This is a genomic window from Dyella sp. NPDC103356, assembly GCF_055584465.1.
Genome location: NZ_JBVJLZ010000002.1, coordinates 471,017 through 482,749, shown reverse-complemented (window position 1 = coordinate 482,749; position 11,733 = coordinate 471,017). Strand labels below are relative to the sequence as shown.

13 protein-coding genes are annotated in these 11,733 nt (G+C 63.2%); 5 read left to right on the top strand and 8 right to left on the bottom strand.

Translation table 11 applies throughout. The features are described from left to right. Positions 1-13: 13 nt before the first annotated feature. The 6 genes from ACZ6WW_RS05600 to ACZ6WW_RS05575 all read right to left on the bottom strand — a co-directional run bounded on the left by ACZ6WW_RS05600 (position 14) and on the right by ACZ6WW_RS05575 (position 5,632). Positions 14-487 carry a low molecular weight protein-tyrosine-phosphatase gene (locus ACZ6WW_RS05600; protein WP_465273310.1) on the bottom strand — a complete coding sequence of 158 codons (474 nt, stop codon included), beginning with the start codon at positions 485-487 and terminating at the stop codon, positions 14-16. Next, positions 484-1,263 (bottom strand): 3-deoxy-manno-octulosonate cytidylyltransferase, encoded by a 780-nt coding sequence (kdsB, locus tag ACZ6WW_RS05595; protein WP_465273309.1) that lies wholly within the window; start codon positions 1,261-1,263, stop codon positions 484-486. The genes ACZ6WW_RS05600 and kdsB overlap by 4 nt, the downstream gene beginning before the upstream one ends. 7 nt (positions 1,264-1,270) lie before the next feature. Continuing rightward, positions 1,271-2,581, bottom strand: a complete 1,311-nt coding sequence (aroA, locus tag ACZ6WW_RS05590; RefSeq protein WP_465273308.1) for a 3-phosphoshikimate 1-carboxyvinyltransferase — start codon at positions 2,579-2,581, stop codon at positions 1,271-1,273. Beyond that, positions 2,578-3,666, bottom strand: a complete 1,089-nt coding sequence (gene pheA, locus ACZ6WW_RS05585) for a prephenate dehydratase (protein WP_465273307.1) — start codon at positions 3,664-3,666, stop codon at positions 2,578-2,580. The genes aroA and pheA overlap by 4 nt, the downstream gene beginning before the upstream one ends. A 76-nt stretch (positions 3,667-3,742) precedes the next feature. Next, entirely contained in the window at positions 3,743-4,828 is a 1,086-nt protein-coding gene (serC, locus tag ACZ6WW_RS05580; protein WP_465273306.1) for a 3-phosphoserine/phosphohydroxythreonine transaminase, read from the bottom strand. A gap of 36 nt (positions 4,829-4,864) precedes the next feature. Then, entirely contained in the window at positions 4,865-5,632 is a 768-nt protein-coding gene (locus ACZ6WW_RS05575) for an FHA domain-containing protein (protein ID WP_281848452.1), read from the bottom strand. Between the two features lie 124 nt (positions 5,633-5,756). Between ACZ6WW_RS05575 and ACZ6WW_RS05570 the strand changes: the two genes are divergently transcribed. Together ACZ6WW_RS05570 and infA are read left to right on the top strand one after the other, a co-directional pair. Beyond that, the gene (locus ACZ6WW_RS05570) at positions 5,757-6,032 is read left to right on the top strand and encodes a polyhydroxyalkanoic acid system family protein (protein ID WP_281848451.1); all 276 of its coding nucleotides are present in this window, start codon (positions 5,757-5,759) and stop codon (positions 6,030-6,032) included. An 83-nt stretch (positions 6,033-6,115) separates the two neighbouring features. Continuing rightward, positions 6,116-6,334 carry a translation initiation factor IF-1 gene (gene infA, locus ACZ6WW_RS05565; protein WP_019466733.1) on the top strand — a complete coding sequence of 73 codons (219 nt, stop codon included), beginning with the start codon at positions 6,116-6,118 and terminating at the stop codon, positions 6,332-6,334. 295 nt (positions 6,335-6,629) lie between these two features. On the opposite strand, the gene clpA is transcribed toward infA, so the two are convergent. Then, on the bottom strand, positions 6,630-8,900 hold the full coding sequence (clpA, locus tag ACZ6WW_RS05560; RefSeq protein ID WP_465273305.1) for an ATP-dependent Clp protease ATP-binding subunit ClpA: 2,271 nt from the start codon (positions 8,898-8,900) through the stop codon (positions 6,630-6,632). A gap of 61 nt (positions 8,901-8,961) precedes the next feature. After that, the gene (gene clpS, locus ACZ6WW_RS05555) at positions 8,962-9,288 is read right to left on the bottom strand and encodes an ATP-dependent Clp protease adapter ClpS (RefSeq protein ID WP_281848448.1); all 327 of its coding nucleotides are present in this window, start codon (positions 9,286-9,288) and stop codon (positions 8,962-8,964) included. 141 nt (positions 9,289-9,429) lie between these two features. Here clpS and ACZ6WW_RS05550 point away from each other — a divergent pair, with 141 nt between their 5' ends. The 3 genes from ACZ6WW_RS05550 to hflD are packed head-to-tail and all read left to right on the top strand — an operon-like array spanning position 9,430 to position 11,688. Continuing rightward, entirely contained in the window at positions 9,430-9,921 is a 492-nt protein-coding gene (locus tag ACZ6WW_RS05550; protein WP_465273304.1) for an NUDIX hydrolase, read from the top strand. Continuing rightward, positions 9,918-11,051 (top strand): tRNA 2-thiouridine(34) synthase MnmA, encoded by a 1,134-nt coding sequence (mnmA, locus tag ACZ6WW_RS05545; RefSeq protein ID WP_465273303.1) that lies wholly within the window; start codon positions 9,918-9,920, stop codon positions 11,049-11,051. Before ACZ6WW_RS05550 ends, mnmA begins: the two co-directional genes overlap by 4 nt. Before the next feature lie 10 nt (positions 11,052-11,061). Beyond that, on the top strand, positions 11,062-11,688 hold the full coding sequence (hflD, locus tag ACZ6WW_RS05540) for a high frequency lysogenization protein HflD (RefSeq protein WP_281848445.1): 627 nt from the start codon (positions 11,062-11,064) through the stop codon (positions 11,686-11,688). Positions 11,689-11,733: the final 45 nt, after the last annotated feature.

The following is an 11,733-nucleotide window of genomic DNA, read 5'->3' as shown; positions in this document are numbered from 1 at the left end:
CTAACGGGTCGTGTCAAGCCCCGGACGACTCGCGGCGCAAGCGTTCGAGCAAGCCCTGAATCCCTCGTTCAGCCAGCGCCACCGAGGCGGTGAAGCCGGCCTCGTCGCCATAGTAGGGATCGGGGAATTCAGCCGGCTCGTCGACACCGGCCCAGGGCAGGAACAGGTCGATGTGCGCCGTGGATGCGGGCGATCTGAGCCGCTCGATCTCGCGCAGATTGTCCCGATCCATGGCGAGCGCCAGATCGTAATCGCGCAGGTCGGCCGCCCTCAACTGACGCGCGCGATGCGGCTCAAGATCGTAGCCAGCCGTCCTGGCCGCGGCACGCATGCGCGTATCGGCCCCTTTGCCGATATGCCATCCACCCGTCCCACAGGAGGCGAACTCGATATCCAGGCCGGCGCGCCGAGCATGGGCTCGCGCTACGACTTCGACCACGGGCGAACGGCAGATATTGCCCAAACACACAAACAACACGCGTGTCACGGCTGCTGCGCCTGCAACCACTGCTGCGCCCGTTCGAGATCGGCCTGGGTGTCGATGCCCGGCGGGAACGGCTCGGGCGTCAGGCGCACGGCAATCGGGTAGCCGTGCTCCAGTACGCGCAGCTGTTCGAGCGATTCGATCTGCTCCAGCGCAGTACGGGCCAAACCGGTATAGCGATGCAGGAAACCCGCGCGGTAGGCATAGATGCCGATATGCCGCAGGAACGGCACGTCACTCGGCAGATGCTGCTTGTCCTTTGCGAAAGCATCGCGCGCCCACGGCAGCGGTGCGCGACTGAAATACAGCGCACGGCCATCGACACCGCGTACCAGCTTGACCACGTTCGGATCGAACAGCTCGTGCGCGTCGTCGATCGGCGTGGCCAGCGTGGCCATCGGCGCATCGTCTTCGGCCAACGCACGTGCCACTTCGCGAATGCCCGCTGCGGGTGCGAAAGGCTCGTCACCCTGCAGGTTCACCACGATGGCGTCGTCGGCCCAGCCATAGTGCGCCGCGCATTCAGCCAGGCGATCGCTACCGGAGGCGTGATCGCTGCGCGTCATGCATACATCCACACCCTGCCCGGCCAGCGCATCGGCGATACGTTGATCGTCTACTGCCACCACCACCTGCGCCGCGCCAGCCTGCAGCGCGCGCTGCGCGACGCGCACCACCATCGGTACGCCGGCGATATCGCGCAGCGGCTTGGCGGGTAAGCGAGTCGACCCGTAACGGGCGGGAATGGCAACAATGAATGGCGGCAACGCGGTGGACATGGCGACCTCAGTCGACTTCGCGCAATGAGAAACCACAACCGTTGGCCAGCTCGATAAAGCCGGGAAACGACGTTGCCACATTGCGACAGTCGGCGATATGCACCGGCTCGCGCGCCACCAACCCGGCAATGGCAAAGCTCATCGCGATGCGATGGTCGCCATGGCTGTCGATGCTGCCACCGTTGAGCGTGCCGCCAACAATCGTCGCACCATCGGGCGTTTCGTCGACGGTGATGCCCAAAGCACGCAAGCCTGTCGCCATGCTGGCCAGGCGGTCGGACTCCTTGACCCGCAGCTCGGCGGCACCGCGAATCACGGTCGAACCCTGCGCTACGGCGGCCGCCACGAACAAGGCCGGGAATTCGTCGATCATGTCCGGCACCAGCGCCTCGGGCAACTCGACGCCATGCAATGGGGCATGGCGAACGACGATATCGCCGACCGGCTCGCCACCGCTCTCGCGCTCGTTCTCGATCCGGATGTCGGCACCCATCAGACGCAACGCCTGCAACAAACCGGTACGGCGAGGATTGAGGCCCACCGCCTGCAGATGCAACTGGGAACCGGGCACCACGCTGGCCGCCACCAGGAAGAACGCCGCCGACGAGAAGTCGGCCGGCACATCGACATCGGTCGCCTTCAACCGATGCCCGCCCGACAGGCGCGCGCGCCCCGGCGTGAAATCGATCGGCCAGCCGAACGCGGCAAGCATGCGCTCGGTGTAGTCACGCGTTGGATGAGGCTCGATGACCTCGGTGTCGCCCTGCGCATACAAACCGGCGAGGAGCAGTGCCGACTTCACCTGCGCGCTTGCTACCGGCAATGTGTATTCGATGCCTTGCAATGCGCGACCGCCATGGATATGCAGCGGCGGCAGACCCTCCTGGCTGTCGATGTGTGCACCCATGCGTGCCAACGGATCGGTGACGCGGCGCATCGGTCGCTTGGACAAGGACTCGTCGCCGATCAGGGTGCTGTCAAACGCCTGTCCCGCCAGCAGACCGGCAAGCAGTCGCATGCCGGTGCCCGCGTTGCCGCAATCGAGCTGCGCCGACGTGCCGCGCAAACCATGCAGGCCCACGCCATGAATCAGGCGCTCGCCATCGGCCGGCGTTTCGATACGCACGCCGAGCTGCGCAAGCACAGCTGCCGTCGCGCGCGTATCTTCGCCTTCCAGAAAGCCACGCACATGCGAGCGGCCTTCGGCCAATGCAGCGAGCATCAGCGAACGGTGCGAAACGGACTTGTCGCCGGGTACGCGCAGACTGCCCTGCAACGCACGCCCGACGCTGCTCTGCCAATCCAGACGCGCGCTCACGGCAACGCGACCGGGTAGGAACCGAGCACGCGCAGCTTGGCGACGGTCGATTCGATTTCCTTGACCGCGCCTTGCAGCGCTTCGTCATTGATATGGCCGGAGACGTCGATAAAGAACGCGTACTGCCATTTGCCGGTATGCGCCGGCCGCGATTCGATGCGATTCAAACTGATGTCGTGTTTGGCGAAAGGACTGAGGACGTCGTACAAGGCACCCGGCTTGTCGTTGACGGTGATCAACAGCGACGTGCGGTCGTTGCCCGACGGCGGGAAAAGCGTGCGACCGATAACCAGGAAACGCGTGGTGTTGTCGGCACGGTCTTCGATGCCATTCGCGATCGTGGTCAAGCCATAGACCCGACCGGCAGTCTCGCCGGCAATGGCCGCCGCATCGTCCGAGTGACGCGCCATGCGTGCCGCTTCGGCATTGCTGCTGACCGCGATGCATTCGACATCGGGCAGGTTGATGCGAAGCCAGGTCTTGCACTGCTGCAACGATTGCGCGTGCGCGTAGACGCGCTTGATCGCATCGAGCTTGCCAGCCTGCGAATGCAGGCATTGATGCACGCGCAGTTCGACTTCGCCGCAGATCGTCGCATTGGAGGTAAGAAACATGTCCAGCGTCACCTGGATCATGCCCTGGCCGGAGTTCTCGACCGGCACCACGCCGAAATCGGCGTGTCCGGCGGCGACTTCCTGAAAGACCTCTTCGATGCTGCCCAGCGGCAGACCGTAGGCGGCATGACCGAAGTGCTTGCGCACGGCCTGCTCGCTGAAGGTGCCTTCGGGGCCGAGAAAGCCGATCTTCAGAGGGTCTTCCTGCGCCAGGCAGGACGACATGATTTCACGGAACAGACGCACCATCTCGGTATCGGACAGCGGGCCGTGATTGCGGTCCACCACCATGCGCAGCACATGGGCCTCGCGCTCGGGTCGGTAATAGTCGATCGCCGACAGGCCCTCGCCCTTGACCTTGGCCACTTCCTGCGCCCAATTGGCGCGCTCGGAAATCAGCTCCTGGATTTGCTTGTCGATGCTGTCGATGCGATCGCGCACCTCAGCGAGCGAGGTTTTCTGGTCCGTCATGATTCAAAGCCGTCTGGCAGTAAAGATGTCCACTCCCGATGTTACATCGGCGCGCGGACTTTTGCGCGCCGCAACATCAGCCGTGGCGCGTGGCAAATTCGCGCATGAATGCGGTCAAGGCTTCGACCGCCTCCAGCGATACGGCGTTGTAGAGCGAGGCGCGCATGCCGCCGATCGCCTTGTGGCCCTTCAACGCCAACAAGCCGGCCGCCTCGGACTCCTTGAGGAATACCGCGTCCAGCGCGGCATCGTGCAGGGTGAACGGGACATTCATGCGCGAACGCGACGCCGGATCGATCGGATTGCGGTAATAGCCGCCGGAACCGTCGATCGTGTCGTAGAGCAAAGCCGCCTTGGCATCGTTGCGAGCCGCCACGGCAGCAAGGCCGCCCTGCTCTTTGAGCCATTGGAAGGTCAGGCCCGCGAGGTACCAGCCCCAGGTATTGGGGGTATTGAGCATCGAATCGTTCACCGCATGCTCGGCGTAGCGGAAGATTCGCGCCATCGGACGGGTGGCACGCTCCAGCAGGTCCCGGCGCACGATCATCAACACCAGGCCCGAGGGACCGATATTCTTCTGCGCACCCGCGTAGATCAGGCCAAAACGGCGCACATCGATCGGTCGCGACAGGATGTCCGACGACATGTCGGCGACCAGCGGCACCTCGCCCACCTCCGGCACGTCATGAAATTCGACGCCATGAATCGTTTCGTTCGGCGTGTAGTGCACGTAGGCCGCGGCGGGGTTGAGCTTCCAGCCGCTGCGTGCCGGCAGCTTGACGTAGTTGTCGGCGTGACTGCTGGCGGCGATATCCACCTTGACGTACGGCGCCGCTTCGCTGGCCGCCTTCTCGCCCCAATGACCGGTGACGATGTAGTCGGCGCTGGCACCTTCGGCCGCCAGATTCATGGGTATTTGCGCAAAATGCTGAGTCGCGCCGCCTTGCAGAAACAACACCGCGTAGTCGTCCGGGATCGCGGCCAGCTCGCGGACATCGGCTTCCGCTTGCGCGGCCAGCCCCATGAATAACTTGCCGCGATGGGAAAGCTCCATCACCGATGCACCGCTGCCGTTCCAGTCGAGCATCTCGCGTTGTGCACGTTCGAGCACCGCTTGCGGCAGGGCCGCCGGTCCTGCGCTGAAATTCCAGACTCTACTCACGAAACAGTTTCCGATGAAATCAAACGGGGCCAGTCTTCAAAACTTGACGAACAATACCAGCGCGATAATCAACGCGATCACCGCCGCCGTCACGATCAGCCACCATACTTCGCCGCGAGGGCCGGCATCTTCTTCGGGCAGGTGCTGGACCGGTGGCGTATAGACGGGAATTTCCGGCTCGTCTTCCATCCCAGGCGCGTCGACGATAAAGCGGTGCATGGCAATGCCGATCTGGTCGCCCGGCTGCAAAGCCGCGTGGCCGACTTCCACGCCATTGACGCGCAGCGGATAACGCTCCGACTTCTGCCCCGCTTCGAGCCAAAGCCGGCCGTTCTGCCAGGCGATGCGCAGCGTGGCGGCCTCGCCTTGCGGCAATTCCAGCGGATAGCGCCCCATGGCGCCGAGTTCAAGACGATCCTGCAGCGACAGCACGCGCCCGGACAGCGGACCGGCAATCGCACGCAGCGCCACCGTGCAACGCCCCTCTTCCGGCACCTGCTTGGTGTTGCGTTCGGCGGGCGACTCGTCCTCGCGCAGCAGCATGCGGCAGTCGCCGACGCTCAGGACATCACCGGCACGCAGCAGGCTGCGCTCGCGTATCGGCCGCGCATTCACATAGATACGCCCGGCCTGAGCCAGTACGTGCAGAACGATGCCGCGACGATCCCGTTGTATGCGCAGGTGATAAGGATGCGCCTGGCCGGTGGCCAACACGAGATCGTTATCCGGAGCGCTACCGACGCGCAGCGTAGCTTGCGTCCATGGGAAATCTTCGCGGGCCGAATTGGGAAATTCGATGCGCATGAATCAACCGGTCGATAGTGTGCCGGACTCTAGCAGAAGCCTGCGCCTTGAGCAGACCCCAAGTTGGCCGCGCTTCATCCGTTATGCTTGAAGCTATGGTTTGAACCGCCTTCACGGAGAAGTTATGCCCAAGATCGACATCCGCAAGCCACATCAGCTGTCTGTGGCCGAAGCCCGTGCCGTGGTCGAACAGGTCGCCACGAAGATGCGCGAGAAGTTCGGGATGGACGGTCAGTGGCAGGGCGACACCTTCAGTTTCAGCCGCCCCGGGGTAGACGGGTCGATCGCCGTGGAAAGTGACGCCATCCAGGTCCGGGCCGACCTCGGCATGATGCTGGCCCCCCTCAAGGGGATGGTCGAACAGGAGATTCGGCGCAAGCTGGATGAACACTTCGCTTGATGATTCTTTAACCATGACCGAATCCGTGGCATAATCGATGGCTTACGCGGCCACAAGGGCCGTGCCATCAATCACCGGAACGCATGGCAAAAGACGACGTCATCGAAATGGAAGGGACGGTCCAGGAGACCTTGCCCAATACCATGTTCCGCGTGCAACTGGAAAACGGGCACGTCATAACCGCTCATATTTCTGGCCGCATGCGCAAGCATTACATCCGCATCCTCACCGGTGACAAGGTGAAGGTGGAGATGACCCCGTACGACCTGACCAAGGGCCGTATCACCTACCGCATGAAGTAATCGCGGGCTTCTAGCCGGCGTGAGAAAGGCCGCACCTTCGGGTTGCGGCCTTTTTGTGTTCGATTTGCAGAAGCGACTTCAGGCAACCTCAAATCACCTCTGTTTTCATCGTCGCCCCGGCGAACGCCGGGGCCCAGCGTCTTTAACACGTTGAAGCGTAAGGCGCTGGATCCCGGCGTTCGCCGGGATGACGGATAGGAGAGTTTTAGAGTCTCCCTGAAGTCGCTCCTACAAGGGATAAAGAAAAGCCGCGCACAAGGCGCGGCCCTTCACTGCCCTGCGGGGCTTCAACGCTTTATGACACTGTCGCCGGCACCTGCTCGGCGGCCTCGGTGCTGACCTTCAGCTCGCCGTCGACCACGCTCAGGAGCACCTTGCCACCATCGGCCAGTTTGCCGAACAGCAGCTCGTCGGCCAGCATGCGCTTGACCTTTTCCTGGATGACGCGGGCCATCGGGCGGGCACCCATCTGCGGGTCGAAGCCATGCTCGGCCAGCCAGCGACGGGCGTCGGCATCGACGTCCAGGGACACGTGCTTCTCGCTCAGCTGCGACTCCAGCTCGATCAGGAACTTGTCCACGACGCGCAGGATGTGCTCGAAGTCCAGTGCATTGAACTGGATGATCGCGTCCAGGCGGTTGCGGAACTCCGGCGTGAAGCTGCGGCGGATCACTTCCATCGCATCCATCGAGTGGTTCTGCTTGACGAAGCCGATGCCGCGACGCGACGCCTGCTGCGCACCGGCATTGGTGGTCATCACTACGATGACGTTCTTGAAGTTCGCCTCGCGACCGTTGGTATCGGTCAGCACGCCGCGATCCATCACCTGCAACAGGATGTTGAACACATCCGGATGCGCCTTTTCGATCTCGTCCAGCAGCAGCACGGCATGCGGATGCTTGGTCACCGCCTCGGTCAGCAGGCCGCCCTGGTCGAAACCGACATAGCCCGGAGGGGCGCCGACCAGACGCGACACCGAATGCGCCTCCATGTACTCGGACATGTCGAAGCGGATCATCTCGATGCCCAGCTGCATCGCCAGCTGCTTGGTGACCTCGGTCTTGCCCACGCCGGTCGGGCCGGCCAGCAGGAAGCTGCCGATCGGCTTGGACGGGTCGGCCAGACCCGAACGGGCCATCTTGATCGACGCGGCCAGGGCCTCGATCGCCGCATCCTGACCGAACACCACCATCTTGAGGTTGCGTTCGAGGTTGCGCAGGACGTCACGATCGGACGCCGAGACCTGCTTGGCCGGGATACGCGCCATCTTGGCGATGATGTACTCGACTTCCGGTACGTCAACCTTGTTGGTGCGCTGGTCTTCCGGCAGCAGGCGCTGATGGGCGCCGGCCTCGTCGATCACGTCGATGGCCTTGTCCGGCAGCAGGCGGTCGGGAATGTGCTTGACCGACAGGTCCACCGCGGCCTTCAACGCCTCGTTGGTATAGGTCACGTTGTGGTGTTCTTCGAAGCGCGAACGCAGGCCCTTCAAGATCTCGATGCTGTCGGCCACGGTCGGCTCGACCACGTCGATCTTCTGGAAGCGGCGGGCGAGCGCACGGTCCTTCTCGAAAATGCCGCGGAATTCCTGGAACGTGGTCGACCCGATGCAGCGCAGCTCGCCGGAGGCCAGCATCGGCTTGATCAGGTTGGAGGCGTCCATGGTGCCGCCCGACGCGGAACCCGCACCGATGATGGTGTGGATTTCGTCGATGAACAGGATCGATCCCGGCTGCTTCTTCAGCTGCCCGATCACCGCCTTGAGGCGCTTTTCGAAGTCGCCGCGATATTTGGTGCCGGCGACCAGGGCGCCCAGGTCGAGCGACCAGATGGTGGCGTCTTCGAGCACTTCGGGCACTTCGCCGTCGACGATGCGCTTGGCCAGACCTTCGGCCAATGCCGTCTTGCCCACGCCGGCTTCACCGACATAGAGCGGGTTGTTCTTGCGGCGGCGGCAGAGCACCTGAATGGTCCGCTCGATCTCGTCGGCGCGGCCGATCAGGGGATCGATCTTGCCTTCCAGGGCCAGCTCGTTGAGGTTCGAGGCGTATTCGGCCAGTGGATTGCCCTTCGGCTCGCCACCCTCTTCAGCCTCGCGCTCGGCACCCGGAATCTGCGACGAGGACTCGTCGCCGATCTTGGCGATACCGTGGGAAATGTAATTGACCACGTCCAGGCGGGTGATCTCCTGCTGATGCAGGAAATAGACCGCATGGGAGTCCTTTTCGCCGAAAATCGCCACCAGCACGTTGGCGCCGGTAACCTCTTTACGGCCCGAGGACTGAACGTGATAGACCGCCCGTTGCAGCACACGCTGGAAACCCAGGGTGGGCTGGGTATCGCGCTCGTCGCCGTGCGGCAGTACCGGCACGGTCTCGGCGATGATCTTTTCAAGCTCGGCGGTGAGCCTTGGCAAGTCGGCACCGCAGGCGCGCAAGGCGCCCAACGCTGCCTGGTTTTCAGTAAGCGCAAGTAGCAGGTGCTCCACGGTCATGAACTCGTGGCGCTGTTCACGGGCCTGTTTGTAGCACTGGCCGATGGTGACTTCGAGATCCTTGCTAAACATCCGGACCCTCTCCATTAAATGGCTGCGGCCCAACGCCGCGATGGCTACAACATGGGGGCGATCAAAGTTTTTCCATAGTGCACAACAACGGATGTTGATGAGCACGTGAATACTCGTTTACCTGAGTTACCTTCGTTTCAGCCACCTCCCTGGTAAACACCCCGCAAACGCCCTTGCCCCGAGTATGCACATGTAGCATCACCTGCACAGCCCGCTCTTGGTCTAAATTGAAAAAACTGCGTAAGACCTCCACAACAAAATCCATTGGTGTGAAGTCATCGTTCAGTAGCACGACCTGAAATAGGGGCGGCCGGGCCACCTCCGGTTTGGAGGTCTCCAGCGCCAGCCCGTGGCCATTGCCTTGTTCGTGTTCGGGTTCGTGGGCCATGTGTCATCGATAATGGAGCTTGGAAAGAAGTATAACTCCGGCGCACCGAGCCACCTGAAGGCCCTCGCCGGCATTGCCGTCTTAGGTAATGGCACAATATCGACTTTTCCAGCCCCGACCGGGCCATTCGTTGATCCCCACATGACCGATTCCCCGCTTTTTTCTTCGACGGTCTGGCACCCGCATGTCACCGTGGCCTGCGTGGTGGCCGACGGCGACCGCTATCTGATGGTCGAAGAGAAGGTCGCCGGCCGCCTGGTCTATAACCAGCCGGCCGGCCATCTGGACCAGGGCGAGAGCCTGGTCAGCGCCGCCGTGCGCGAGACGCTGGAGGAAACCGGCTGGGACGTCGAACTGGAGCATTTCATCGGCGTCCAGCAATGGGTCAGCCCGGAACACGGCGACGACGTGCTGCGTTTCAGCTTTGCCGCCCGCGCCGTCAAGCACCATCCGGACCGCCCACTGGACAAGGACATCGAACGCGCGCTGTGGATGACCCGTCAGGAGATCGCCGAGCTTGGCGACCGCCTGCGCACCTCGATGGTGCTGGCGAGCATCGATGCGTGGCTGGCTGGCCGGCGGCTTCCCTTGCAGGTCTTGCATAGCCAGCTACCCGGCGATCCCTACCCATGAAAGTCATGCTGGGCATTTCCGGTGGGGTCGACTCGTCCGTCGCGGCGCTGCTGCTGCAGCAGACCGGCCATGCGGTCGAGGGCCTGTTCATGCAGAACTGGGAAGAGGACGACCGCGACGGCCCCTGCACCACCGATGCCGATCGCAAGGACGCTGTGGCGGTCTGCGGTCGCCTGGGCATTCCGTTCCATGCGCGCAATTTCAGCAGCCAGTACTGGGATGGCGTGTTCGAGCACTTCCTGGCCGAATACCGCGCCGGGCGCACGCCAAACCCGGATGTGCTGTGCAACCGCGAGATCAAGTTCAAGACGTTTCTGGACGAGGCGCGCGCCCTGGGCGCGGACAAGATCGCGACCGGCCACTATGCGCGCGTCGATGAGCGCGACGGCCAGTTCCGGCTGTTGCGCGCAGTCGACGCGTCCAAGGACCAGACCTATTTCCTGCATGCGTTGGGGCAGACGCAACTGGCCGCCACGCTGTTTCCGATCGGCGAGATCGAAAAATCGCAGGTCCGGGTAATGGCGCAGCAAGCCGCGCTGCCGACCCACGCGAAGAAGGATTCGACCGGCATCTGCTTTATCGGCGAGCGCGATTTTCGTGAATTCTTGAGCCAGTACATTCCAGCCCGTCCTGGCCAGATGCGCACGCCCGAAGGCGCGCTGATCGGCGAGCATCAAGGCGTCATGTATTACACGCTGGGCCAGCGCAATGGCCTGGGCATCGGTGGCCGTCATGGCGCCAGTGGCGAAGCCTGGTATGTCGTGGGCAAGGATGTCGCCGCCAATGTGCTGTATGTCGCCCAGGGCGGCGAAAATCACTGGCTGCACTCCCGTCGCCTGACTACCGAAACACCCACCTGGGTGGGCACGGCGCCCGCAGCCAGTTTTCGCTGTACCGCCAAGACGCGCTACCGTCAGCACGATCAGGCCTGCACCGTGCACCTGCACGGCGATGGGCTGCTGGTCGAATTCGATGAGCCGCAACGCGCCGTCACGCCCGGGCAATCGGTGGTGTTCTATGACGGGGACGCCTGCCTGGGCGGTGCCGTCATCGCCACGACCGATGCGCCTTATGGCGGCTGGTCGGAATCACCTTCCCTTTCTTTTATTGATGAGTCACTCCGTGTTTGAAGCTTTTGCCATGAACGAAGAGCGCGTGCTCGCACTCGCCGGCCTCTTCCAGGCCGCCACGCTGGCCCAGCAATTGGCCAACGACGGCCGCTGCGACGAAAGCGCGCTGGAGTCGAGCCTGGCGAGCGTGTTTCGCATCGATTCGCCCTCGGTCGTGGGCGTCTATGGCGGCGTGGGCGGCGTACGCCTGGGCCTGCGCAGTCTGATCAGCCAGCTGGACGAAACCGGGCGCGACATGGCGGTCACCCGCATGGCGGTGACCGTGATGCGACTCGAACGCAGCCTCTCGCGCAACAACACCCTGTTGTCGACCTTGCAGAAGGGCATCGTGCAGGCGCAGCGTCAGGTCGAACACTTCGGCCAGGGCTCGCCACAGGTATTCGGCCGCCTGGCAGAGGTCTACAGCTCCACGCTGTCGACGCTCAAGCCGCGCGTGATGGTCACGGGCAACCCGCAGCAGCTGCAACAGGCCAATGTGGTCGAACGTGTTCGCGCCAGTCTGCTTGCCGCGGTGCGTTCGGCGGTGTTGTGGCGGCAGGTCGGCGGGCGGCAATGGCAGCTGGTGGTGTATCGGCGTCAGTGCAGCATGCTGGCGCGCGGGTTGTTGACCGGGGCGACGCTCGATAGTGGTCGTTGAAAACGCGGAAAGCCTTCGGGATTTCGTAGAAGCGATGCCCGGGAA